Consider the following 26,485-nt stretch of genomic DNA (forward strand, 5'->3'; position numbering starts at 1 on the left):
CAAGCTGGGGTTCTTCGGTTACAATTTTCGTAATCGTTTACGGGATCGCTCTCGTGAACGGTTACAACCTATTTCGGGGAGGCCCTCGGAGGGCGTGGAGGGCCTGCGCGTAAGCGTGAGAAGGATTGTTATGGCCGAGAAGCTGACGATTCGGGACATTGCCCGCCTGGCGGGAGTTTCCAAAGCGACAGTCTCGCGAGTACTCAATCAGAAGCCGGATGTGGACCCTGCGACCCGTGAGCGTATTCTACGTGTCATGGAAGAGCAAGGCTTTGTACCCAACATCGCCGCTTCCGGTCTGGCAGGTGGGCGCAGTCGGCTACTGGGCGCCCTTATTCCTTCTCTCACCTGGCCACTCATCCCAGAGCTGATGAGAGGCGTTGGAGAGGTTGTCGGGGCGACCCCTTACGAGTTGATTCTCTACAGCATCAACGATGTTAACCACGAGAAGGACCGCAGCGACATCATCAGCCGTATTGTCCGCACGCGGCTAGTGAGCGGGCTACTAGCTGTTTTCCCTGGTCCATCGGCCAAGTATCTGGCGGCGCTCCATTCCCGTTCTTTCCCCGTGCTGCTCATTGATGACCAGGGCATTCCGCCAGAGAACACGCCCTGGATCAGCGTGGACAACCGTGTAGGGGCCTACGAAGCCACCCGTCATCTGATTCGTCTTGGGCACCGGCGTATTGCCCATATCCAGGGGCCACTCAAGTACCAGGTGTCGCACGATCGCTATCGGGGCTACTGCGACGCGCTGGAGGAGGCAGGTATTCCCCTTGATCCGGAGCTGGTGCTTGAGGGCGACTTCATGCCGCAGACGGGGCGCGCCTGCGCCAACGCTTTTTTCGATCTGCCCCCCGAGAGACGGCCAACCGCGATTTTCGCCGGTAGCGATTACATGGCCTATGGGGCCATTGCTGCCGCGGAGCAGCGTGGCCTGCGAGTGCCCGATGACGTGGCCGTCGTTGGTTTCGACGACAACCCGTCTTCGGCTCACATGGAGCCACCGCTGACAACGGTACGCCAGCCCTTCTACGAGATGGGGCGCCGCGCGGCGGAGATGCTCCTGGCCTTTGTCGAGGCTCCCCGCATGATGCACCACCCGAGCCAGAATGGCCAGTTCGCTGGGGTTGTCACTCCCTCGCCGGCGGTCTTCGAGCCGCCCGTGCGGGTGAAGATGCCGACCAGCCTGATCATTCGCGCTTCCTGCGGGGCCTCACGTCAACTTCATCCTTCATCTGAGCAAGGAGGTGGTGATCGCTCTCGCTGAGCAGAGCTGAGCCTGGCGGTTCGGCAGTGTAGGGTGTTCTCTGTCCCTGCCTTTCCTCCTGCTGGAGCCGGAGCAGAGCCTGCCAGCGAGTCAGCAGGGAAGCGTACCTGCCAACAGGTCCCAGCAGTGCAGCTGGCCTGGACAGTATTTACCGACTCGATGTCTGGGAGCAGCAGCGATCGCCGGCTTGCTGTCCTGTAAACCGGTCGATCTGTTGTCTGGTTGGCATTTTGTCCCTTTCTGGCACCCGAGCTTTGTAGCCTGTAGGGAAAATGGTCCAAATGATCGCCTGATTTCTACTCTTGGTTTCAGGAGGTTCTATGCGTTCGTATCTGGCATCGTCACCACGTCGGCATCGCTTTGCCTTCGGGCTGGTGTCGCTGCTGCTCCTGCTCGGTCTCGTGCTGACCGCCTGCGGAGGCGGCGGCTCCAGCTCTTCATCGGGGCCTAAGACAGACACCCTCAATGTGTTGCCGGCTCCTAATGGTCCCAATGTCGATAACTTTAATCCGTTCTTTAACTACAACACCCCCGCCGCCTGGGGCTCTCAGGGCCTGCTTTACGAGGGGTTGTATCGCACTAACCTTTACTCGGGCAACTATGAGGCCTGGCTGGCGACCAGCTATGAGTTCTCTAGCGATGGTAGTCAGCTCACCTTCCACTTGCGTCCCAATGTCAAGTGGAACGACGGCCAGCCCTTCACCAGCGCTGACGTCAAGTTCACCTTCGATTTCTTGAAGGCCCACCCGGCTCTCGACCAGGGTGGGGTGCTGCCGTTGGTCAAGGACGTCTCGACGCCTGATCCTCAGACGGTGACCTTCACCCTGACCGGTCCCAACAGCACCGCGCTCTTCTATATCGGCCAGATGACCTACATCGTGCCGCAGCACGTCTGGTCCTCGATCAGCGGCGACCCCGCCAAGTTCACCAACGATAAGAACCCCGTCGGCACCGGTCCCTACAAGCTCCGCAGCTTCTCCGCCGACCTGATCATCTACGACGTCAACCCCTCCTACTGGGGCAGTCAGCCCGCCGTCAAGCACATCTATGTCTACTCCGCCAAGGACAACACCACCGCCGTCACCAATATGATCCAGGGCAAGTATGACTGGATGGGCACGGGCTGGACACCGGACTTTGATAAGCAATTCAAGTCCAAGGACCCCCAGCACAACAAGACCTGGTTCTTCCCCAGCAACACCGTCATGCTCTACCTGAACCTCTACAAGGCCCCCTTCAATAGCGTCCTCGTCCGCAAGGCCATCAGCGCCGCAATCAACCGCGACAACCTGCCACAGGGCGTGGCACTCTATGCCAAGCCGGCTCATCCTACGGGAATTATCCCGGCCCGTAAGGATTGGATCGCGCCGGAGTATCAGAATGCCACCTTCCAGTACAGCGTCTCGCAAGCTCAGTCCTATCTCAAGCAGGCTGGCTACACCCAGCACAGCGATGGCTACTTCTACGACTCCAGCGGCAAGGTCCTCGGCTTCTCCATCATCGTCCCCAGCAGCTGGTCTGACTGGGCTCAGGATGTCCAGTTCATCGTCAACGACCTCAACAAGGCGGGCATCAAGGCCACGATGAACGGCGTGGCCGACGCCAATACCTACTTCAGCGCCATCTACGGCGGCAACTATGAGGCGGCGATCAGCTGGACGGACAAGGGTCCCACCCCCTACTATCCGTATCGCGACATGCTCAGCAGCAGCAACTCTGGCCCGATCGGGAAGTCGGTCTCGGGGTCGAACTTCGAGCGCTGGGATACGCATTCGGCTGGGACGCTGGCTAATCAGGTCGATCAGCTGCTCAAGCAGTACATGACCTCGACCGATGCCAATGCCCAGAAACAGGCCATTCAGGGCATCGAGAAGATCATCGTCGAGCAGCTGCCGGCCATCCCGCTGACGGTCAATGTGGACTGGGACGAGTACACGACCAAGCATTGGACCGGCTGGCCCGATGATAGCAATCCGTACGATGTTGGCCCGCCATACCAGTTGCCCGATGCAGCAAACGTCATCCTGCATCTGAAGCCAGCCTCCTGATCGTAGCGTTGCTTCTGGCCTGTCCTTTCGTAGTGCGTTCTTCCAGGACGTCCTTCCACCCCCTCTATGGGGGGTGGAAGGACGGTGCTCTCTGCGCTCTCTGGCCACTGGCCGGGTATGCTCCTTTCCTGCTCAGCTGGTCAGTCCACTCGCTCTTCGCTCGAGAGGGATGCCTCGTTTCTTTTCTAGCCTATCCTGACTTTCGGTCAAAGGAGTGATGTATGCGCTACCTGTTGAGGCGCGCAGGCTTCTATCTGATTGCTCTTTGGGCAGCTATCACGTTTAACTTTATTATTCCGCGCCTGATGCCTGGCGATCCTCTGCAGAACTATATCGCGAAGCTGCGGAACCAGGGGATGAGTCAGGCCACGATTATAGCCCTGCGTAAAGAGTTTGGCGCCGACCCCTCGGTGCCGCTCTGGCAGCAGTACCTGGATTACCTGAATGCGCTCTTGCATGGGCAGTTTGGAACTTCGACCTCGGAATACCCCACGCCTGTCGCTCAGATCCTCTCTCAAAGCCTGCCCTGGACGATCGGTCTGGTCGGAACAGCGGTAGTGCTCAGCTTCCTTATCGGCACGCTGCTCGGGATTCTCTTCGCCTGGCGCCGCGGCTCCTGGTACGATACGACGCTGCCGCCGGCTCTGACCTTCCTCTCCGCTGTCCCTTACTTCTGGATGGCCCTGGCTCTCCTTTACGTTTTCGGCATGATGCTGAACTGGTTCCCAACCAGCGATGCCTATGATCTGAGCAACTTTCCCAATGGGCCGGAGTGGAGCCTCGATTTCATCGGCAGCCTGGTGCAACACGCCGCCTTGCCGGTGATCACTCTGATTATTGGGACGCTGGCCCAGTGGGTGCTGACGATGCGCAACGCGATGGTGACCACGCTCTCGGAGGATTACCTGTTGATGGCTCAGGCCAAGGGACTCCCGGGCCCGCGCGTGGTCTTTGCCTACGCGGCCCGCAACGCGGTCTTACCTAGCATCACGAGCTTCTCGATTTCGCTAGGCCTGGTGGTCAGTGGCTCTCTGCTGACGGAAATCGTCTTCAATTATCCTGGCATCGGCTACCACCTGTTCCGCGGTGCCTCAGAAAGCGATTACGCCCTGATCGAAGGCGGTTTCCTGATCCTGGCTCTGACGGTGCTGGCGGCGAATTTCCTGGCCGAGTTGGTTTATAGCACGCTTGATCCGCGCATTCGACACGGGAGGGCATAGCGATGCAAGTGACCAATCTGGGGGAGTCTCCAGTCGAGACGGTGGCTTTGGTTGAGCAGGCCGAGCAACGTCATCGCGGGCCATTGCTGAATGCTCTGCGCCTGCTTTCTCGCAATTCTAAAATTGCGACGGGCCTGGTGATCTTGCTGCTCTTTGTGCTGATGGCTCTGGCGGCCCCTCTGCTCACACCTTATCCACCGGATGGCCCCAAGAGCCAGGTGGCTCACGGCGCTCAGCCGCCTAGCCCCGAGCATATTCTGGGGACCACGAGCCTGGGACAGGATATGTTTGCGCAGATCGCCTATGGGGCCAGGGTCTCGCTGCTGATTGGCTTTGTGGCCGCTACCGGTTCCACCCTACTGCAGGTGCTCTTTGGCCTCAGCTCCGCCTACTTCGGCGGCCTGATCGATGAGGTGCTCTCGCTGCTGATCAATATCTTCCTGGTGCTGCCTGGCCTGCCACTGGCTATTGTGCTGGCCTCGCTTGCCAGCGCCAGCGGCACCGGTAAGAATGAGTTTGTGATTGCGATGGTGCTGCTCTTCACGTCCTGGGCCTATGGGGCCCGCGTGCTGCGTTCGCAGACGCTCTCGCTGAAGGAGCGCGAGTTTGTGACGGCGGCCCGTTCGATGGGTGAGTTTACCTGGCGCATGATCTTCTCGGAGATTCTCCCCAATGAGATCGCGCTGGTCGCTTCAACGTACGTCGGCACCTTCGTCTACGCTCTCGGCGCGGAAGTGGCTCTAGAGTTTCTCGGCCTGGGCGATGTCTCACGCGCGAGCTGGGGGTCGATTCTCTTCTGGGCTCAGTTGAATGGCGCCTTGATTACAGGCCAGTGGTGGTTGTTTGTGCCTGCCGGCCTCTGTGTGGCTCTGGTCTGTGGCGCGCTGACCCTGGTCAACTTCGGCATCGATGAGCTGGCCAATCCCAGCCTGCGTCAGGCTATACCGCGTAAGCTGCGCAAGCTGCTGAAGGCCAGAGCGGTGGTGGCCTGATCCAGCTTTCGGGGATGTTCTCTTCACTGTGACTTGCCATCTTTTGCTCGTTTCTTCTTTCTGTGCGCTGTCCTACAGGTATGCAGGGATGCACCTACTCATCCAGGGATGGAAGCATATAGATTCAGGTGGCAGGTAGGGCGAGAGGTAGTATGCTTGGCTACCTCCGGCTGCCGCCTCTACTAAGGAGGATCAATGAGCATTACTGGTCGTCCACAGGACCATCGTAGTTTCCCCGCCTCTCTGGCAGGGGATAGCGACCTGGCTGGCGGCTTCCCGCCCGGTTTTCTCTGGGGAGCCGCCACGTCGGCTTATCAGATCGAGGGCGCGGTGCGCGAGGATGGTCGCGCTCCTTCTATCTGGGACCGCTTTGTGGCCCGCCCCGGGGCGATCTTGCAGGGCCAGACGGGCGAGGTGGCCGCCGACCACTACCACCGTATGGAGGAGGATGTGGCCCTCATGGCTCTCCTGAATCTGCGCGCTTACCGCTTTTCGATCTCCTGGCCGCGGGTCCTGCCCCAGGGAACCGGCCCTGTGAACGAGCGGGGCCTGGCTTTCTACGAGCGTCTGGTGGATACCTTGCTCGCTCGAGGTATCGAGCCGCTGGCTACACTCTATCACTGGGATTTGCCCGCCGCTCTTGAGGACCGCGGCGGCTGGCTTGTCCGCGATACTGCTCAGGCCTTCGCCGATTATGCTGGGGTGGTAGCTCGCCGCCTGGGCGATCGCGTTCGCTGGTGGATCACGCATAATGAGCCGTGGTGCAGCACTTATTTAGGCTACGCCCTGGGTATCCATGCCCCCGGCCTGCACGATAAGCAGCTCGCTATTCATGCCGGTCATCATATCCTGCTCTCTCACGGCCTGGCTACGCAGTGCTTGCGCTCGCTGCTTCCGCGCGAGACCCAGGTCGGTATCGCCCTCGATTTCTATCCGGTCTATGCAGCCGACGAACGACCTGAGACGCTGGCTGCGGTGCAGGAGGCAGATGTCTTCCGCAATCGCTGGTTCCTCGATCCGCTCTTTCGGGCCGAGTATCCCGAGGCTCTTTTCCGTGCACTGGATGTGACGCCTCCCACGCTTCAGGCCAATGATCTGGCAGTGATCGCTACCCCGCTGGATTTCTTGGGGGTCAATTATTACAGCCGTATGCTGGTGCGCGGAGCTTCGCCCGAGTCTGCAGCTGCTTCGTCGAGAAAACCCAGCTATGAGGTCATCGAGCGCGTTCCCGAGGCGTCATATACCGATATGGGCTGGGAGATCTTTCCAGAAGGGCTGGAAGCGATTCTGACACGCCTCCATCGCGAGTATGCCCCCAAGGCCCTGCTGGTGACGGAAAATGGGGCGGCCTTCGAGGACCATTGGCACGGCGGAACAAGTGTGCATGATTGGCAGCGCCTCCATTATCTTCAGTTGCATATCGAGGCGCTGAGCCGTGCCCTCTCTCAGCAGGTGCCTCTCAAGGGCTATATGGTCTGGTCCTTGTTGGACAACTTCGAGTGGGCCTTGAGTTATAGCAAGCGCTTCGGTCTGGTCTATGTCGACTATTCTACTCAGCGTCGCATTATTAAGGATAGCGGTCTCTGGTACGCCTCGTTCATTGCTGCACAGCGCCGCTAGCGCCTCGTCTGCGCCGGCCCCGGCCCGGCGCGAGACCAGGCGAGCCCAACGCTGCCCGCTGCCTATTCGCCAGGCTCTGTCGATTGACCAGGAGACACCCGGCCTTGATTGAGCAGACCTCTGGTTCAGGCCAGGATTAATGGCTGCGTTGGCTCCTTTCGCTTTCCCCTCACCTGCCTTGAGAGGCGCTGCTTGTGCCTTCTCTCTCGCTCCGGCCCGTCTGCCCTCCGCCCTCACATCGCTGCCCGCCTGAAGGTTGCCTTCTGAGCTGAAATGGATTATCCTTTCAAGCGGGCAGCTTTACTGTCGCAAGGGGCTGCCCCCAGTGCTGGCGCGGACAGGCAGCCGATGGAGCTGTCTCTCAGCCTGTCGCGTCGGGTGCCTTCTGCGCTCGGATCTCAGGAGGTTGTACTTGGAGCCAGAGAAAAGCGGTCTTCGCCGTGAATTATCGTTTTTGGAGAGCATCGCGCTCTCTATTGGTATTATGGCGCCCACTGCGGCGATGGCACTCAATGGCTCGTTGGCCGCCGGGATAACCGGTAGCGCTGTACCGCTGGCCTTCTTGATTGCCACTATTGCCGTTGGTCTGGCTAGCTTCTCGTTTATTCAGTTCAGCCGTTATCTGGCGCACAGCGGCTCGGTCTATGCCTTCAATGGTATCGCCCTGGGGCCGCGCGTTGGCTTCTTTTCGGGCTGGGCCTTGCTCGGCACCTACCTTGCTTTTACTGGCGCTTCAACGGCTGAGGTGGGCAATTTCGCCCAGGCTTTTTTTGCTGGTCTGGGCTGGAGCGTAGGCTGGCTCCCGCTCGCCCTGATAGCGGGCGTGCTGATCTGGTTCTTCGCCTATAGCCGCATTACAATCTCGACGCGCCTGACGCTGGCGATGGAGGGTGTTTCGGTGCTGCTGATCGTGGTGCTGGCGGTGGTGATTCTGGTCCGCCTGGGCAGTCTTGGGCAGCTCTCGCTGGCTCCCTTTACGCCCTCTGCCGAGCCATTCAATAGTGTGGCTCTGGCGGCGGTCTTTGGCTTCCTCTCTTTCGCAGGCTTCGAGGGGGCGGCTACGCTCGGTGAGGAGACGCGCAATCCGCGCCGCAATATTCCCGTGGCGATCCTGGCGGCGGTTTTTGGGACTGGCTTTTTTTACATCGTCGTGACCTATGCCCAGACGGTGGGCTTCGGCCTGAGCCAGGCAGGGATCAGCAGCTTCGCTCACTCGGCGGCACCGTTCGATGATCTGGCGCGTCGCTATGTCGGGCGGTTGATGGCCGTCTTGCTCGACTTCGGGGCGACGATCAGCGCTTTTGCCAGCGCTCTGGGAACGGCCAACGCGGGGGCGCGCATTCTCTATGCGATGGGGCGTGACGGCTTCATTACGGAGCGGCTGGGAACGGCCAGCCGACGCAGCGGTTCGCCAGCGCTGGCGGTGGCGGTCATCATGCTTTTTGATTTTGCGGTGGTGAGCATCTGGGGCCTGGCCCCAGGCATGACGGGGGCGACGCTCTTCGGCTATCTGGGCACGATCGGGGTCTTTCTGATTCTGGTGGCCTATGGGTTGACGAATGTGGGGGCCATCTGGTTCTTCTTTCTGCGCCGGCGCTTGTGGAGCTGGCAGTGGGTGATCCCGCTGCTGGCAATCATCTTCTTAGGCTACACGCTCTACAGCAATATTTACCCGGTCCCGGCTCCTCCTTACAATATCTTTCCGTACGTGGCGCTGGCCTGGCTCCTGCTCGGACTGCTCTGCATTGTCGCCAGCCCCGGCCTGGCTCAGCGCATCGGCCTGCACCTGGAGGAGAATGAGGGCCTGCGTATTGAGACGGCGGCGGAGGCGCCCGCGCCCAGGCTGTCCAAGTAGGGAAGCAGTACGGCGCTAGTTTGGGCTGCTGCCAGGCCAGCTCAGGCGCCTCATACAGAGCATGGTTCCGCTTCCTTCAGGGAAGGCCTGGCTGAACCGAACCGAACCGAACTGAATTGAATGCACGACTACGACCAAAGAAAGGAGCTTGCTACCGGCCATGACGACAGACATTCCAAAGGCAGGGCGCACGATTCATATTCGGCGCGATCAGTGGCATCTGGCCTGGGATCACAGTATCCCGCCTATTGCTCGCATTAGCTCGGGCGAGGTGGTGGAATTCGATATGCTGGAAGCTTCTTGCGGCCAGATCCAGGCCAATAGCACGGTTGACGCTATTGGCTCGCTCGACTTCTCGCGCGTGGACCAGGTGCACGGTCCGATCTATGTGGAGGGGGCTGAGCCTGGGGATACGCTGGAGGTGGAGTTTCTAGATTTGCAGCCAGCCGAGTGGGGCTGGACGGGGGTGATTCCTGGCTTCGGCCTGCTGGCCGATGAGTTCCCTGAGCCTGCCCTTAAGATCTGGCATCTGGAGGGCGGCGCCGATGGCTGGGCCGAGTTCGCGCCCGGTATTCGTATCCCTCTGGCTCCCTTCTGTGGCGAGATCGGTCTGGCGCCAGGCCAGCCGGGGGCGCTGTCGACGATTCCTCCCTATCGCCACGGCGGCAATATGGATACGCGCCATCTGACGAAGGGCACGCGCCTCTACCTCCCAGTGGAGGTGCCCGGAGCGCTCTTCTCGATGGGCGATGGCCACGCCGCCCAGGGCGATGGCGAGGTCTGCGGAACGGCGATCGAGACGCCGATGCACGCGGTAGTTCGCCTGACGGTGCATAAGGATCGTCCGGTGCCGGAGCCGCAGTATTTGACGGGCGGCCCACTGATCCAGCGCACTAATACGGCCCCGTATTATGTGACCGATGGGATCGGCCCCGATCTGATGGAGGCCACGCGCAACGCGATCCGCCACATGATTGATCACTTGCAGCGCAACTATGGTCTGTCGCGCAGCGATGCTTATATGCTCTGTAGCGTGGCGGTGGATCTGAAGATCTGCGAGGTGGTGGATGCGCCTCACTGGGTGGTCGGGGCTTTCTTGCCAACGAGCATCTTTACGAAGTGAGGCCACGCCTCTGCGCTAAGCTATCAGACCAGAGATAGGTAGGATCAAGGCCAGGCCCGGCCAGAGCTGCCGACCCTCCCCTTCTGTATCAGGGAAGGGGAGGGTCGGTTTCTTTGATCGGCTGGCTCCGGTCAGCTCATCTGGCAGGCCGCTTACCAGTCGGGCTTTGCCTGGAGCGATGAGCTAGCGACGTCGCCAGTTGGTGGCGGTAACGGAGGCCGAGATGGCCAGAGCCTGCGGCAGGCTGGTCGCCGCCGAAGGCGTCGCCGTCACTGTGGGGCTGCTCTTGGCACCGGCACCCGGCGTGGCTTTAGGGGTCGCTTTGGTGGCTGGCTGCGGCCCTTTCAGGGTGATTACCTGGTCCTTATGGATGTCGCTGTGATAGTGCAAGGTGCTGACGCCCTTCAGATGCAGGGCTGTGGCATCGATTGTAATGTCAACGGTCGGCACCATGCCGCCCTGCTTCCCAACCAGAATGCTGTAGATGTTGGCCGGGTTTTTCGGGTTGATGTGAGCATGCGGCACGTACCACGAGAGTCGAATATAGGAGATGCAGTTTTTCGGGGTGACCGTCAGCCCTCCCCACATGGCTCGCCCGGGCAGGTCGCTCTGCAGGGCTGTCGGCGGCCCCACGCTGTCAACTGGAGGATTCTGGTAACGCGGCCCCAGGGCATAGTTGCCGCTCGGACAATAGCGTGAGCCGTCAGGTGGAATGTAGTTGTAGCTGTCGCATTTACTGCCCGTGGCTGGCGGCTTTGAGGAGGTGGAAGTCGTGCCCGTGGTGGATTTAGAAAGGCCGGTGCTGGCGCTGCAGACAGGCTGACCAGAGTCGAAGCCGCCTCCGTCGATGAGCTGGGCACCCGGCGGGGCATAGACGCGGATGTAGTCGGTATAGGCGTCGAAGCCGTAGACGGGGCCTCGCTGATTATATTCCAGGATGATGGTCAGGTTGTGCGTGGCACCTCCCTGAGCATCGAGCGTGATGTTGTCCTGGAAGGTGCTGTGGACATATTGGCTGGCTTTGTTGACGCTGATGTTGGCCTGCACTACATGAAAACCGTCGACGCTCTTGAAGCTGTTGATCCCTCCAGAGTAGCCCTGCTGAACCAGCCAGGCTTCAACAGCGGGGTTGGTAAAGTACAGCTCCAGGTCGCGCGCCTGGATGTCCTTGACCGCTCCCTTGACAATGTCCAGCAGCTTGCTGACCGGTAGATGGCGTACCTTGTCTAGCAGGAGCTTGGCAACCAGAGAGGTAAAGGCTTTGCGAGCGTCGTGCAGGCCCTGGCCAGTGACCTGCTCCTGACGGGCGATGCCGGCGGGGTCCTGCTGATAGTAGTGCAGGCGGTCGGCCAGGTTCTGCGAGGTAATGGTCTCACCGTAGTCCTTGACGACAATCGGTCCAGTGACATCAAGAATGTGGGCGATGAAGGCGGGGGTGAAGGCAATGTCTCCGTCAACAGGACCACCTCCTTCATCCTGGAACACCTGGATGTTGATGCGCGCTGTAGTGGGATAGTCGCCAGAGACGTTGGAGTCGCGCAGGCCGAAGTTGCCCATGTGCATCCAGCTATAGCCCGCTGGGGCCTGCCTTCCCATTTGGAAGCCATTGCCGGCATAGTCCAGCTTGGCAACGTCGCGCAGGGCCAGGGCCCCAACGACACCGTTCTGCACATCTACGACGCCGTACTGACCGGTGAAGCCGCCTCCAGGACGCAGCTCGGCGTTGTCCATCGTCTGGAGCAGATAGCGGCGATGGCCGTCGACTCCCAGGAGCCAGGAGGCCAGGGGTATGAGCTGCTGCACCTGGTTGATCTGTTTCTGGGCCTCGGGGAGCAGTTTGACAATGCTGGCGATCTGCTCGCGCTGGTGGGCGTTGAGCATGGGAAGCTGCTTGAGATCAACAGAGCGCATTTGCTGCTGGATGTCGTCGATATAGTAGAGCGCATGCACCAGCGAGCCCTGAACGGTGGCAACATCCTGGGCGGTGAGCAGGGGTTTGGCTTTGCTGCTGGTGGTGAGCGGCGAGCCGTGGATGATGCTGGCGGCGAGCAGTCCCACGCCGCTCATCTCGTCTCCCATGCGCGAGACATCAAGGGCGACCTGCACGAGGTGTCGCGCCATGTCAAGGCTGGAATCGTACTCGGGGGCGAAGCGCTGAATCGCCTCACGGACGTCGTCGCGCTCGACAAGCTGCTGGAGCTGAAGAAAGTCGCTGCCCGCCAGGCGAAATTCCTGCCGGGCACGCTCGAGCTTGTCGGCCTCTAAGGCCGCCAGCGGATTGCTTTTGTCCAGCGTGAGGAGATCCTTGACGTTCATGAGATGCTTGACGCCATCCTCGGCCAGACCTTTGACGTTGTTGTAAGCGCTGTAAGCGGCCAAAGCGGCGCCAACTGGCGGGAGCAGACCAATGATGAGAGCCACGAGAATGGCCAGACTGATATAGGTCCGTAAGCGATGACGCTTGCTCCGCACCTGGCTGCGCTCCCGGCGACGCCCACGAATGCGACGCAGCTGCTGAGCGAGACGGCGATCCAGTCCCCCAGCTTGCAACCGCCTCTGCGCCTGGGCTGGACCCGTGGCCAGCGGCAGAACTGTGGTCGGGAGAGCAGCCAGATCGACCAGCTCGCGCTCACGGCCCGGGAGCAGGGCAATTTCCGCCTCTTCATGCAGCGGAGCCGGTAGCATGCGCTCATCGAGAAGCGTGGTGGGTAGCTCGTCGCTCTCTGGGGAGAGTTTTTCTTCGCTGACTCCTCCTTCGGCTCCCGGCTGCTGGGCCTCTTCTTCTTCCGAGGCTGCTTCCTGAGCCGCCTCTGTAGTCAGACTCCTCGTTGGTACTTCGGCCAGGCTCTGCTCGCTGGCCTCGCTCTGCGTCGAGGCTGGTTCCTCTTCAGATGGCGCTCCTTCCTCGGCCCGGTCGCTTTCCAGAGGCATAGTCGTGCTCTCTTCTTCTTCCTCTGGACCTTCCAGGGGAACGGTTGGGCTTTGTTCCTCCTCTTCCCGCCTTTCAGCCTCGCTCTTTTGAGCACCCGCTCGCTCTTGCTCTCCCCTTTCTGAGGTAGCTCGCTCGCCACCGGCTTGCTCAGCAGCGTGATGATGGCCGTTGTGTTCGTGAGCATGTGGCTGGCCTTGGTCGGAGGCCGCTACCTCAAGAGAACCAGACTGCTTACGGGCGGGCACCCCCCGAACGGCTTCTAATCTGATCGTCGGCTCTTCGTCTCCCGCCAGTTCCCCCGCGCTCGTTTCCTCTCCCTCAGCCAGCTCCGCCCGCGCTCGACCCGCACCGTTGATCTGCTGTTCCGTATCGCTCCGCTTTTCCGACGTTGTTGCCTGGCCACCGTGCTCTGGGCCTGGCATGGTTGTCAGGGGAATCTCTACGCTCTCTTCAACTATGCTGCCAGGGACGAGCGCACGGAAGCCCCAGAGACGCCCGTCAGGATGACGCTTGAGACACTTTTCAAGTAGCCGCTCTAAGGTTTGCCAGGAGAGGCGATAGTGCAGTGTGATCTCTTCAATAGATTTATCAGTGGTATAATAGTCGATGACGGCATTTCTGCGTTGCTCGTAACGTTGCCTTTCCCGCTCTCCAAGAGAGGAGAGATCGGCCTCGGCCCAGGTCGCGAGATCGTCACGATGGGGCCGTGGTGGAGAAGATGCAGCGCGTACCCCAGGCAAGGTTTTACCTCCATGTTTTACAGATCCACTAGACCTCTGCAGGATCAACGACAGTCTTTATAAAGATCCGAGATAAGATGAGCCTCGAAGGCCGCCCTTTCCTTTGCTTTTGGAAAAGATCAGAGGAAAACACCTATGGTGCATGCTCACCAGAGGTGAGTTGCAGAAGTGATCTTTTGAACTCGCCAGCAACTTTTAGCAATTACGGACCCCTGCGGCAATCGGCAGGTCTCCCCCTCTACTATACAGGACGCTTGAACCCCCTCTGACGTTGCACATGCCGCCTATTATATCGAATCTTGTGCATATAACGAGGAGAAGATAGCATTTTTGGATAGGAGGCCAGCAGCGACAGAGCCGCCCGGGTATTCCCTTGTCTCGGGTCCTGGGCAGCTCGTCTGCGTCGCTGCTACAGGTGGGACACGCGTCGCGCCTTAGCTTGTTCGCTCCTGAGCGAGGCGGGTCTCCACTGAGGCCAGCTGCTCCTTGAGGCGGCGGTTCTCCTCGCGCAGGATCTCCAGATCCTGGCGCAGCTGAGCAAGCTGTTCCTCGGCCTGCCCTGGGCTGCGTAGCACATAGAGCGCCGCGCGCATGCTGCGCAGGACACGGGTCTCCAGCTCTCGCGCGGCGGCTCGTTCCAGAGCGGGCACGGCTCGGCGCTCGCCGAAGAGCAGGAGGGCAAGCGCTGCCCCCTGGCGCACGGCCTCCCAGGGATCATGCTCGACCGCCTCACAGAGCCGGGTCACTGCCTGCTGCCAGGCAGTCTCGCGATAGAGATGGCGCTCGCGGGCCAACGCCTGCAAACCACCTGTCGCGGCCAGTCGCCACAGCGGCGGTTGACGGCTGGCATCCAGATAGTCTAAGAGGAGGGGGATGGCCCGCTCGTCTCCGCAGCAGGCCAGGCCCTTAAAGATACCTTCCTGCACATAGGAGAGCCACGACGGGCGCGTCATGGCCTGCTGCAGTACATCGAGGGCCCCGGCGACCCGCGTTCTGCCCAGAGCTTCCGCTGCCGCTCTTTCAACGAGATAGCTGACGTCGCCTTCGCTGACCAGTGGTCGCAGGGCCTCTGCCGCTCGCTGGGCCAGCCTGCTCTGCTGCGGCTCCTGATAGCGACCCAAGGCCCGGGCGACAGCGGCGCGCACGCGCGACCACTGCTGCGCCTCTAACTCGCGCAAGGCCCGCAGGAGGGCGGCCTGTGCTGCCTCTGTTCCCAATTCACCCAGGGCCTTGGCCGCGGCACAGCGCACGCCCCAGAAGGGATCACTGAAGAGTGCTTCCTCAAGAGCACGCCGGCTGGCCTCATCCCCTTGCTTCGCCAGAGCCTCTGCCGCCTCAATGCGTCCCAGTACGTCGGGATCGTGGGCCAGCTGGTAGCGCAGCATAGAGGCAGGCCGCTCGAATTCGAGGGTCTTCAGTAGCCAGCCATCGGGATCAAAGCGCACCATCACCGGCTCGCGCTCCAGTGGCACAAAGAAGGTCTGCGCGGTTTCGCCATCTTCGCCAACCACTACCTGCAGCTTGACAGTTCGGATCTCGTCACTGCCGTCGGCCACAGGGATACTAAAGGCCAGATCAACCGGTGTCACAAAACAGGGGGTGAGGTCATCGATGGCCTGGGTCTGCTTGATTGTCACTTTGGCCAGATGACGCTCGCCATCCCAGGCATAGCTGACGGAGAAGGCGGGATAGCCAGCCTGGTAGAGCCATTGCTGGAAAAACTGCGCCAGGCTGCGCCCGGTGACTTCTTCAAGGGTGCGCTCCAGATCGGCTGTGATGACCTCGCGTCCGCGGTGGCGCTCCAAATAGGCATGTAGGCCGCGCCGCAAGGCCGCTTCGCCAAGCTGGTGACGGAGCATATGCAGCACCCAGGCCCCTTTGTAGTAGAGGTGACCGTCAAATAGCTCGAAGCCATCGCGGTAGTAACCGCGATAGACAATGGGCCGCCGGTAGTGCTTGTCTTCCTCAAAATAGAGGTGAGCCACCTCCCGCATCATGAGCTTGAACACATCACTGCCACGATCATGCTCGACCCAGAGATGTTCTAAGTAGGTGGCAAAGCCCTCATTGAGCCACCCTTCGGACCAGTCACGGCAGGTCAGCAGGTCGCCGAACCATTGATGAGCCAGCTCATGAGCAACGGTAGTCACGGGGCCGTCTTCGCCAATATCCAGGGCCGCTTTCTGATCGAAGAGCAGCATGAAGCTGTGGGTGGTGGCCGTCGTATGCTCCATTGCCCCCCGGTAGACCTCGACCACGCTCTGGGCATATTTGCGATAAGGGTAGGGATAGTTGAGGTAGCGGCTAAAGAAGTCGATCATGGCCGGCGTTTTGCCCATCAACAGCCGCGCCTCCTCGCGGCGGTCGGGCCGCACGTAGTAGGTGACGGGCAGCTCGCCGTAGCGATCTTCGATAACGGCGAAATCGCCAACGACCAGCGAGATCAGGTAAGCGGGATGGGGCACATCATGGCGCCAGTGATGGGTTTTGGTACCATCGCCATTGTCTCGCACGCTGAGCAACTCGCCGTTGGACAGAGTCACAAATTGGGCTGGTACGGTCACGATGATCTCGCTGGTGGCACGGTCGTTTGGCACCCAGTGACAGGGGAACCAGTGGCGATGATACCAGGTCTGACTGAAGGTCCATATCTGGACAGGCCGCGTCGGATCGTCAGGCGTGGGCTTGTTGAAATTCAGACCGATGCGCGGCTGCGCCCAGTAGCGCACGCCAACAGTGAACGACTCGCCGTAGTGATAGGCCCGATCGAGGGTAACACTGAGGCGTTCCGGCTCAATGCTATAGCGCAGCCCGGTACCATTGTCGAGCATGACATGCTCAATGTGGAGATCAACGGCGTCGAAAGCAATGCTGCGCACTTCGTCATAGAGGGCGGTAAAAGAGGTCCAGGCCGTGCCGCTAACCGTCTCTCGCTCAAAGTCAAGACTGATCTCGAGTTTGACATGGGTGATATCGGCGGGGCGATCGGGCGCATAGTGGACACGGTCACCCGGTAGCTCGAAGGCTCGCGCCCGAGGAGGCGGCCCAGCCAGTGCCTGCAGAACATTGCCCGTTGCCCCCAGCACGCGCCACTCTTCAAAGTTATCTGCCGCCAAAGCGGCGTCACAAGAGCTGCTCACAAAGAACCTCCTCTTCGGTTTTTGCCTCCCTTACTAGGGAGAATATCTTTTCCCCGCTCATTATTGGCTGAGATAGTACTATTCCATGCCCGCTGGTCAGCGTCAGGGAAGCGAACTAAGCCGTGAAGCCGGGCACAGCAGAGGGGCAAAGAGGAGAGACCAGGACGGAAACCTGCCATCCAGCCGCTTCGTTGTGATCCTGACAAGCCAGCCAGTCAACTGGTGACGGGCAACAAGTGAGGAAGAGAGCTGGCACCCGCTGCTCTGGCTCACCCTCGCCCAGAGCCTGAGAAGGAAGCCCGCCAGAAGGATGCGGTGGGACGGAACGAATGGGGCGACCTGGCCCACCCCTCTTTCTTCAACCGCTTCCCTGGGCACAGCGTAGATATCTGTGTTATTGTACCTGGAGAGAGGTTTTCACTGGTAGTATGCATCACAAACCTACGCGGATCAATAGATTGGCCCAGGTGGCGCGTTTCCTGCGTGTCGCCCGGTTGCTGTTATGGACCATCTGGGTGATTTATCGCGAGCGTCGGCGAGTGATTCGCGCCCATCAACGCGGCCACTACGAGGTTCAGCCCAACATCGAAGTTTTGATCAAGGTCTTAACGGCTTTCCGCGAGACGGCCATCAAGCTCGGCGTCCTGATGATCAAGCTGGGCCAGTTCCTGAGCGCACGCGCCGACCTGTTGCCAGAGCAGGCCCTGCAGGTGCTTGACAGCCTACAAGACGAGGTGCCCCCAGCCCCTTTCAGCCACGTTATCTCGGTAATCGAAGCTGACCTTGGCAAGCCCGTTGAGCAGGTCTTTAGCCTGCTAGAGCGCAAGGCGACCGCTGCCGCCTCCCTTGGTCAGGTGCACCGCGCCACGCTCGCCGGTAGCGGAGAAATGGTGGCGGTCAAGGTGCAGCGCCCCCACATCGAGGAGCTGGTCAATACCGACCTGAGCACGATCCGCTTCGTCATTTGGGTCATCACGCGCTTCGTCGATACCAGCGAGTTCATCGATCTCATGGCCGTCTATCGCGAGTTTCGGCGCACGGTCTACGAGGAGATCGACTATCTGACCGAGGCCGCCAATGCCCGTCGTTTTCGCGAGCTTTTCCGCGATCAGCCCCAGATCTATATTCCGCGCGTCTACGAGGAATACAGCTCGAAGCGGGTCCTGGTCTTGGAGTGGATCGACGGTCTCAAGATTAACGATTATGCCGCCCTGGAGGCCGCTGGCTACAATCGGCTGGAGATCGCACGGCGCACGGTTGAGGCCTATTTTTTCCAGTTCTTCGAAGCAGGCTTCTTTCACGCTGATCCCCATCCAGGCAATATCTTTGTTAAGCATGGTTCCCCCCCAGAGGACCCTGTAATCGCCTTTGTTGACTTCGGCATGGTCGGCACTCTTACAAAAAGCACGAAGAAGGCCTTGCGCGATCTCTTCCTGGCCTTTGTGGCCCGCGACTCGCAGGCGCTGGTCCATGCTCTGGGCCGCCTCGGCTTTCTGGGAGAAAATGCCAATCTGCCAGCTATTGAACAGGGCCTGGAACTAATGCTTACCCAATACTATGGTCTGACCCTGGGAGAGGCGCGCGAGCTGGATCTGTCGGATGTCGCCCAGGACATCGAGCAGCTGCTGTACGGGCAACCGTTCCAGATTCCAGCTCAGTTCGCTTTTACAGGGCGGGCGATCAGCGTCCTGGCTGGCGTAGCAACTGGCCTGGCGCCGGAGTTTAACCTGATCGACGTGGCCACGCCCTACGCGCGCAAGTTTCTCGGCCTCAGCGCCGATCGACTGGGGGAGAATCTGCAGGAGCTGCTGCGCCAGATGCTGGAGAATGGCCGCGCGCTGCTGACCTTACCTCGGGCCCTGGAGCGCATCATTACCCGCTTCGAGAGCGGCCAGATCGAGATTCGGCTGGCCGATTCCTCGACGAACGGACGGAGCCGACGCGCTCGGAACGGACGCAGCCCCAATGGCGGCGAGGGACGTGGCGGCACGTTCTCGCTGACCTTTGTGAGCCTGGCCGCGCTAGCCGCCGGTGTCTACCTGCTCACGAGCGTCCACCTCTTCACTGCTGGCTGGTTCTGCCTCGGTCTGGCTGCTGTGGCCATCCTGGGCCTGCTGCTGCGCCGCTAACGCAACTCCGCAGGAAGCCCCCCCAGAGCACGCTAGCAGCCATATATAGATGGTAGGGCAGAGCAGGCCCAATCAGTAGCGCCGGCCCTGGATGTTCCCGACACTTAGCTCAGGAGCTGCCAGCGCTCGTCGCCTCGACGGCACACGCGCCCTTCCTGCTCTAGCTTGAGCAGATGAGCTGTCAGCGACTGGGCAGCCAGGGCGTGCAGAGCCGGCGAGACGTCGGCATAGACATGCGGCACCAGTTCGCCAACGGTCGCCCCTGGTGGAAACTGGCCAAGAGCCGTGATCACCTGCTGCTCACGTAAGAGGCGATGATCGATATACTCGGCTACTTTGCTGGCCGGATCAAGGATCACCGGACCGTGGGAGGGAACAATGCGGCGCAGCCCCAGGCGCTGCAGGCGCCGCAGCGAGGCCAGATAGGCCCCCATATCCCCTTCCGGCGGAGCAATCACTACTGTACCCACCCCAGCCAGCAAGTCACCGGCAAAGAGCACACCAGCTCGCTCTAAGAGAAAGCAGAGGTGGTCGAAGCGATGCCCCGGCGTGTGGATAGCTCGCAGGGTATCGTCGCCAGCCGCCAGGCGCGCACCATCCTCTAACTCCTCATCGGCCAGCGCCACCCCCTGGCGGCTAAAGGCCAGCACCGGTACACCCAGACGGGCCCGCAGGGCCGCCGCACCGCTACAGTGGTCAGGATGGCCGTGGGTAATCAAAATACGCCGGATACCACCACGGGCCTCCCCAGCGGCTATAATCTGCTCCAGATAGGCCGGGTCATCGACCGCCGGATCAATCACGAGCGCTCCCGTGGTCGCGTCACCGAGTACGATCGTATTGGTTCCTGGCCCCGTCATGACCGAGGGATTGGGGGCCAGCACCAGCGTATAAAGCTGCTCCTCCGCTTGTGACTGCTGCTCCTGTTCCATAGCGCTCCTCACTCTCACTGCACCAGCCGTTCAAACGGCATCACGGCTGGCTGACAGCTCAGCTCTGGGTCATATGTGGCGGGACCTCCCAGCCCCGTTCATCGCCAGGGAGATAGATGCGATAGCCTTCTCCCTCTTGCACCAGGCGCGGCTGCTTGAGGGACACATAATGCGAGGCGGCAAAGGTCAGGGCCTCCTCGGCACTGGCAAAGGTCGCTAACTCCTCAAGCTGGCGCAAGGTGGCAAAGACCAGGGGAAAACTGCCCTCCTGGTAACGGGCCAGGGCCTCGGCGGGCCTGATCCAGAGGCCATCGCTGGTCTCTAGCTGATCGTAGACGGCTTGCTGCTCGGCAGGAGCCAGGGCGAGAAAGAAGTGGGTGTCGAAGCGGCGCGGCATGCCTTCGGGGGTCAGCCAGTGAGCAAAGTAGTGAAGCTGGTCGGTGGCTAACTGCAATCCCTCGCGCCGGGCCAGCTCGACAAGCGAGCCTCGACGCTCATGAAAGGCAAGGCGATAGTCGGCGAAGCGCGCCCTCCCGGCCTCATCCTCCGTCAGGGCCAGCAGCGAGCCATTGCAATAAGCCAGCAAGACGCCCGCTTCCTCAAATAGCTCGCGAATGGCCGCCGCCCGTGCTCCCGTGCCCAGAGCGGTCCGTCCCTCGGGGTCTGCTACTGACTCACGGGCGGGAACAGGGGCGCAAAGTTGCGGGCTCTCCTCGGCGGCCTGGTCATCGGCCTTGATGGAGCCGCCAGGAAAGACATAAACGTCGGGCATAAACTCGCTTTGGACAACACGCCGGACCATAAAGACCTCCATTCCGCTTCCAGCGTGTCCATTCCTCAGCAGCATCACCGCTGAGGCCAGGCGGGGCACAACTGCCATAGGTTCTCTCCATCTCCCTTGAGGAAAGTTTCTGTTGACCTGGACGTGATACTGTTATAGTACCATATGCGCAGCACCCCCGCAGGCACCGCCCGTCCTCTTTACGGCGGCCGCGGCCTGTGGTACGCTGAAGATGTTCATGCTCTTTGTAACAGCGATACATAGGATACACCCGGCAGAGTAGGATCTATCAGCTCTCGACCGAAAGCAAAGCAGGGCTGAACAAGTAGTTATGGATGCAGAAGCACCAGTGATTGAGCAGTTGCAGAGTCGGCACAGTCGTTTCCGCCTGGGCCTGATCGGTGATCCCGTGGCGCATTCGCTCTCGCCGCGCCTGCAGCAGGCGGCTCTCGATGCCCTGGGCATCGATGCAGTCTACGAGCTCTGGCCAACACCTGCCGATGAACTGGCCTCGCGCGTCGCGCGCTTGCTCGATCCGCTCTACTTAGGGGCCAATGTGACTATCCCGCACAAGCAAGCGGTCCTCCCTCTACTCGACATCGTTGATCCGCTGGCGGCACGCATCGGGGCGGTCAATACGATCGTTCCGCGCGATGGCTACCTGCACGGCCATAATACTGATGCTCCCGGGCTGCTGCACGCTCTACGCGAACTGGGGATAGGCAAGCCGGACGAGAGCACGACGCTCTCTCTCACGGGCTATACGGCCATCATTCTGGGGGCAGGCGGAGCAGCGCGCGCTGCGGCCTTTGCCCTGGCCAGCACCGGCATCGAACGACTGATCATCGTCAACCGCCATCTGGAGCGCGCCCAACACCTGGCGGCAGAGGTTGGCGACTTTCTGGCTGCCCGGCGCCAGGAGCTGAGCGTTCCCCAGGTCTTCAGCCTCAGCGATCCCGAGTTCCTGATCCCTCATCCGCTCTCGCTCATTATCAACGCCACCCCGGTCGGCATGCACGAGGACCTGAGTCCGCTGCCCGGTGAGGTATTGGCTCGCTTCGGCAACGAAACCTTTGTCTTCGACATGATCTACAACCCGGCGGAAACGAAGCTGCTCTGCCAGGCGCGCACCCTGGGTATGCAGGCCTCCAACGGCCTGCCGATGTTGCTCCATCAAGGGGCCCTGGCCTTCACGCTCTGGACTGGCCAGCCAGCGCCGCTGGAGGTCATGCGTGCCGCCCTCGCCGCCGAGTAGAGGCCAGATTTCACCTCGGTCTGGTCTGGTTACCTTCCTTCTGCCTCTTTTCCCTGGTTAGCCGGTCTCTGCTCCCTGGACGGCAGCAAACGGCAGAAACCTGCCCTGCTCTTCCTTCGCAGGCAGTTAGCAGGAATGAGCCGCAGAGCAGCTTGCCTTTTTGCCTTGCGGGACATACTATTATGCAAGAGGGATCCACCAGCCAGCATAAGGGAGGAACCAGCATTGAAACTGGCAAGCTTTTCAACACCTGATAACCCGCGTGTGCGCGTGGGTCTGGTGCTCAACGACGAGATTGTCGATGCCGCCCTGGGAGCGCGCGCCTTGGGCTTCAACGTTCCCGATCACATGCAGACCCTCATTGAGCAGTATGGGCAGGCGGAGCGGGGTCTGCGCGCTCTGTTAGAGCAGGCGCAGCAAGCCAACGGGCGTTTGAGTGCGATTCCCGCCTTGCAGGAAAGTGGCCTCGTGCAGCCACTGGCAGCCGTCCAGCTTGCGGCCCCGATCCCTCGTCCGCGCAAAAACATCATCTGCCTGGGACTGAACTACGCCGAACACGCCCGCGAATCCGCCGCGGCCCGCGGACGCGAGGCCCAGCTCCCCCAGCATCCCGTTATTTTCACCAAGGCCCCCACCACGGTCAACGGCCCTTACGGCGACGTGGTGATCGACCCCGCCGTCTCGACACAGATCGACTGGGAAGTTGAGCTAGCCGTCATCCTCGGCAAGGGGGGCAAGCACATCCGCGAAGACGAGGCCCTTGGCTATGTCTTCGGCTACACAGTGCTCAACGATATCTCGGCTCGCGACTTGCAGGCCCAGCACCAGCAGTACTTTCGCGGCAAAAGCATTGACGGCTACTGCCCGATGGGTCCCTGGATCGTTACCGCCGATGAGATCCCCGATCCCCAGCGGCTGACCCTGCGCCTGCGCGTCAACGGCCTCACCAAGCAAGAGGCCAGCACCGACCAGATGATCTTCTCTATCCCCCGCATCATCGCTGTGCTCTCCAACGGTATGACGCTGGAGCCGGGCGATATCATCGCCACTGGCACGCCGAGCGGGGTGGGGTTTGCGCGAACGCCGCCCGAGTTTCTGCGCCCCGGCGACATCATGGAGACCGAGATTGCCGAGATCGGCGTCATGAGGAATCGCATCGTCGGCGTCGAAGAGGTGCGCTGACACGCCTTGCATGCACCTTACCTCTGCCACCCAGGCAGCCAGGCAGGCCAGTGCCCGTACTGGCCATATAGGCCCTAAAAAATACGACGAGGCGACGGATCGCGAGAATCCGTCACCTCGTCCGGCCAGGGAGAGGGTTGTCTCTTCTGCTGGCCCGACTCAACCTGGCCGACTGAGCAACCAGCACTGCCGCTCTCACCGCCCTGCCGGACGCTCGCGTCCGTGAGTCCCTGCTCGCTCCACCCTCCTTCACATCCCATCCTCTCCTCTGCCTCACATGGGGAAGCAGACCAGGAGACCACAGGCGGGCAGCGGGTGCGAGAGAGGAAGGATCAGACCGAGACCTCTTCTTTGATCCAGGGCGGCAACGTTCCCCAGAGATTGAGAGCGCGGGGGCGAGCATGCCAGAGACGCGGCGGTGTCGTCACATCTTGATCGTAGTACTGCTCCAGCTCAGCGGACAGCTCGATGTGACAGCCCTCTGGGTCGGCAAAGCGCAGGAAGAGATCATGGCCAGCGCCGTGGCGCCCAGGACCCCAGAGGACGGGCGCCTCCTGCCGACTGAGGTAATCGGCCCAGGCCAGCAGATCGAGGCCGCTGTCAATCCGGAAGCCGATGTGATCGACATCGGGACGCCCCTGGATCAGCACCAGAGTATGATGATCGGTGTTGCAGCGCAACCAGGCCCACTCGCGCAGCAGCCAGTCTGAGATATCAAAGCCCAGGGCCTCGGTATAAAACTCGACCATTGTCTCCAGATGCGGCGTCTGGAGGGCCAGATGCTGGAGAGCAAGGGGGCGCAGGCGCGCCTGCCGTCGCCCGCTAGCGGCGGCGTACTGCGTGAAAGCCTCATCGGACGTCACCGAGATCTCAATACGGTTGCCATCGGGATCACGGAACCAGAGCGTATCGCCGCGCTCGCTTTCGCCATCGCGTGGCTCAAAGGCCAGCTCCACCCCAAGCATATTCAGGCGAGCGGCCAGAGCCGCCAGCTCTGCCTCTGTATCCACCTCGAAGGTCATATGATGCAGTCGGCTCTGAGGCAGCACAAAGCGACTATCGGCCTTGCCGGGGCGAGAATCACGAGTATCGGCAAAGAGGGCCAGGCAGTGATGTTCATCGCCCAAAGCAAGGAAAGCGCTGGCCGCCTCCACCTCCATCTCCTGCCCCACGGTCCGAACCTCGCTTGAGCGCAGATCGAGGCCCACCACCTGGCGATAGAAGCGGGCCTGTGTCGCCACGTCGCTGGACCAGAGGCCCACATGCGCTAAGCGCCTGACTTTTACCTTCTGAATCTGCTGCTCGCTCACTACTGCCTCCAGGGAAGGGAACTGCTGCCGACTGCGGTCACTGGATCGGATGGGCCGACCGGCTGGCTGCTCTAGCTCTTGCGTACTAGCCAGGCGGTCAAAGCTCTCTTTTTCTGGGGAATCATACCTAGAGTAAGCGAGCCAGGTCAACAGATCTCCCCCAAAGGTCATAGCTTTTCGTCCTCACTCTTCTCATTTGTCGGCTCCCCAGCGGCAGAGGGAGCACGCTCCGCCTCGCCCTGCCCGTTGACTTCCGCGCTACCGCAAGGCCGCGTCACGGGAATCTCTGGCACCTGGCCACCGGTGGACCTGGGAGACTGCGGCTCAACAGGCAAGTCGCGCTCTGGCAACTCAGGCGCCGGGTCAGCCCCGGAGTGAACGGGGGAGAGACCGAACGCCGACAGTGAGGTAAGGGGAGCGATCCAGGAAGAGGAGCCAGGTTCATCCGGCGCCCCAATCGAGGAGGAAGGCAGCTCATCCGGCAAAGAGGCCACAGAAGAAGCCGCTCCCCCGGAGGAAGTGCGCTCACCCCACTCAGAGCGTGCCCCAGCAGCAGACGAGGGCGGCCAGGGAACCTCGGTAAGAGCCGGCTCCAGCTCGCCACGCGAGAGGTCGAACGTCTCTAGAACCCGCACCAGCGAGGGCGGATCTGGCATCGGGGTCTCCGGCGCCCCCAGCTGGCCAGGCAGGCTCTTCCAGGGCAGGCCAGCCACAGAGGAGGCCGGAAGGGCGGAATCCATAACCGCCTGCTGCGAGAGGGGTACCGAGGGCAGGTTAGCAGGCCAGCGCGGTCTGAGGGCAAGCAGAGAGACGGCGAGAGCAAGGGCGGCACCCACCGGCAGAAACCAGAGATGCCAGAGGACAGCCAGCACCAGTGTCCCCCCGCTCAGCATGGAGGATGCCACGAGCGCAGCCAAAAAGAGGCGCGGCAGCCATTGCGGCAGAGCCACAGGCGGCCTTGGCGGCTGAGATGACCGACGCCGCATCAAGCGAGCACGGCGGCGCTGAGCGGCCCTGTTGGTCTCCACCAGCCGCCGCGCCGCGGCAGGCCAGAGCGCGCGACTCACCCCATGTGAGAGGTTGCTCGCGCGCTCAACCAGAATATAGACTTTTCTGTCGCTCTTGCTGTCTTCACTCATCACACATCCACCCCTGTGGCAAGAACAGGGCCACCACCCAGTCCCCCCAGAGAGATGACAGCCAGATGATCGATCCTTCCTGTCGCGATACTGAAGTGCCGGCAGGAAGCCGGTGACACCTCAGTGCCTCCGCGAGGGACACGTATGGAGACAGAGGCACGCACCACACCACACATCATCCCTTGCTATATACGATGATACGCCGGGTACCAAAAAGGAGATACTGGCCGGACGGCAGTCTATCGTACGAGTCCTCCAGGAGAACCGTACACCACCACCAACGAACAAACAACCCCACCGCAGCGGGAACCCCCCTGACGGGCGGCCTTGAGCTGGCCCTTCCCGAGGCGGGCGGCATCGTCACCCCACCACCACATAGCTACCTCCTGCCGGCCTGCCTGCCTTCGGACGCATGCATCCGGCAGGCGGAGGCAACCCGCCCCGAGTCGGACCATGCTTTCCCGCACCGTCCGCGCCATAGCTACAGCCCGGCGGCACCGTACATAGCAGCGCCGTGGCGGCACGCTTTGGTCCGCGCGTCTCGCACTTCGCCCGCCCGTCCCTCCACGCACCGCCAACGACGCGCCACCACCGAGAGGCCCGAACATGCCACGCCCCCAGGCACTGGCCGCAGCGAAAGCCAGCCCCGACACGCGCACGCTCTACTTCCAGACCTCTCCGCGTCTGCTCGTGCCCGCGCATTGGCACTTCACTACCGCGACAGGAACACGCTCACGTGTGCACCTGCACCGTAGCAAGTCAGAAGGAGCACGCTCCTTCTCGAATACCACCCCCGCTTCTTCAGCTTCAAACAAGC

General features: G+C 61.2%; 16 protein-coding genes. 10 read left to right on the forward strand and 6 right to left on the reverse strand.

The window, feature by feature from the left end; all coding sequences use genetic code 11:
• The first annotated feature begins 130 nt into the window (after positions 1-130).
• From N688_RS19015 to N688_RS19045, 7 genes are all read left to right on the forward strand, one after another.
• Positions 131-1,270 (forward strand): LacI family DNA-binding transcriptional regulator, encoded by a 1,140-nt coding sequence (locus N688_RS19015; protein ID WP_052890751.1) that lies wholly within the window; start codon positions 131-133, stop codon positions 1,268-1,270.
• Between the two features lie 320 nt (positions 1,271-1,590).
• A complete protein-coding gene (locus N688_RS19020; RefSeq protein WP_052890752.1) occupies positions 1,591-3,318 on the forward strand; it encodes an ABC transporter substrate-binding protein in 1,728 nt (575 codons plus the stop codon).
• A gap of 221 nt (positions 3,319-3,539) precedes the next feature.
• Positions 3,540-4,538, forward strand: coding sequence for an ABC transporter permease (locus N688_RS19025; RefSeq protein ID WP_052890753.1), 999 nt, complete (start codon positions 3,540-3,542; stop codon positions 4,536-4,538).
• Between the two features lie 2 nt (positions 4,539-4,540).
• Positions 4,541-5,530, forward strand: a complete 990-nt coding sequence (locus N688_RS19030) for an ABC transporter permease (protein ID WP_052890754.1) — start codon at positions 4,541-4,543, stop codon at positions 5,528-5,530.
• A gap of 195 nt (positions 5,531-5,725) precedes the next feature.
• Positions 5,726-7,150, forward strand: coding sequence for a GH1 family beta-glucosidase (locus N688_RS19035; RefSeq protein ID WP_081839020.1), 1,425 nt, complete (start codon positions 5,726-5,728; stop codon positions 7,148-7,150).
• A 412-nt stretch (positions 7,151-7,562) separates the two neighbouring features.
• On the forward strand, positions 7,563-9,005 hold the full coding sequence (locus N688_RS19040; protein ID WP_052890755.1) for an APC family permease: 1,443 nt from the start codon (positions 7,563-7,565) through the stop codon (positions 9,003-9,005).
• Between the two features lie 160 nt (positions 9,006-9,165).
• A complete protein-coding gene (locus tag N688_RS19045; RefSeq protein ID WP_052890756.1) occupies positions 9,166-10,128 on the forward strand; it encodes an acetamidase/formamidase family protein in 963 nt (320 codons plus the stop codon).
• A 183-nt stretch (positions 10,129-10,311) separates the two neighbouring features.
• Here the strand turns inward: N688_RS19045 and N688_RS19050 are convergent, their stop codons facing one another.
• Positions 10,312-13,800 (reverse strand): DUF4012 domain-containing protein, encoded by a 3,489-nt coding sequence (locus N688_RS19050; RefSeq protein ID WP_052890757.1) that lies wholly within the window; start codon positions 13,798-13,800, stop codon positions 10,312-10,314.
• A 434-nt stretch (positions 13,801-14,234) separates the two neighbouring features.
• Entirely contained in the window at positions 14,235-16,940 is a 2,706-nt protein-coding gene (locus tag N688_RS19055) for a M1 family metallopeptidase (RefSeq protein WP_052890758.1), read from the reverse strand.
• A gap of 428 nt (positions 16,941-17,368) precedes the next feature.
• On the opposite strand from N688_RS19055, the gene N688_RS19060 reads away from it, so the two are divergent.
• Positions 17,369-19,069 carry an ABC1 kinase family protein gene (locus N688_RS19060; protein ID WP_052890759.1) on the forward strand — a complete coding sequence of 567 codons (1,701 nt, stop codon included), beginning with the start codon at positions 17,369-17,371 and terminating at the stop codon, positions 19,067-19,069.
• A 104-nt stretch (positions 19,070-19,173) separates the two neighbouring features.
• Here the strand turns inward: N688_RS19060 and N688_RS19065 are convergent, their stop codons facing one another.
• Entirely contained in the window at positions 19,174-20,001 is an 828-nt protein-coding gene (locus tag N688_RS19065; RefSeq protein ID WP_052890760.1) for an MBL fold metallo-hydrolase, read from the reverse strand.
• Between the two features lie 58 nt (positions 20,002-20,059).
• A complete protein-coding gene (locus N688_RS19070) occupies positions 20,060-20,881 on the reverse strand; it encodes an NUDIX hydrolase (protein WP_052890761.1) in 822 nt (273 codons plus the stop codon).
• A gap of 232 nt (positions 20,882-21,113) precedes the next feature.
• On the opposite strand from N688_RS19070, the gene aroE reads away from it, so the two are divergent.
• Both aroE and N688_RS19080 read left to right on the forward strand, forming a co-directional pair.
• Complete coding sequence (gene aroE, locus N688_RS19075) at positions 21,114-22,037, forward strand: shikimate dehydrogenase (protein ID WP_052890762.1); 924 nt, start codon at positions 21,114-21,116, stop codon at positions 22,035-22,037.
• A 225-nt stretch (positions 22,038-22,262) separates the two neighbouring features.
• Positions 22,263-23,219 (forward strand): fumarylacetoacetate hydrolase family protein, encoded by a 957-nt coding sequence (locus N688_RS19080; RefSeq protein ID WP_052890763.1) that lies wholly within the window; start codon positions 22,263-22,265, stop codon positions 23,217-23,219.
• 332 nt (positions 23,220-23,551) lie between these two features.
• Here N688_RS19080 and N688_RS19085 read toward each other — a convergent pair whose 3' ends face one another.
• Entirely contained in the window at positions 23,552-24,700 is a 1,149-nt protein-coding gene (locus N688_RS19085) for a VOC family protein (protein WP_052890764.1), read from the reverse strand.
• The gene (locus tag N688_RS19090; protein ID WP_052890765.1) at positions 24,697-25,668 is read right to left on the reverse strand and encodes a hypothetical protein; all 972 of its coding nucleotides are present in this window, start codon (positions 25,666-25,668) and stop codon (positions 24,697-24,699) included. Before N688_RS19090 ends, N688_RS19085 begins: the two co-directional genes overlap by 4 nt.
• Positions 25,669-26,485 lie beyond the last annotated feature (817 nt).

Origin of the sequence: Thermogemmatispora carboxidivorans (genome assembly GCF_000702505.1) — a bacterium.
Taxonomy (GTDB): Bacteria; Chloroflexota; Ktedonobacteria; order Ktedonobacterales; family Ktedonobacteraceae; genus Thermogemmatispora; species Thermogemmatispora carboxidivorans.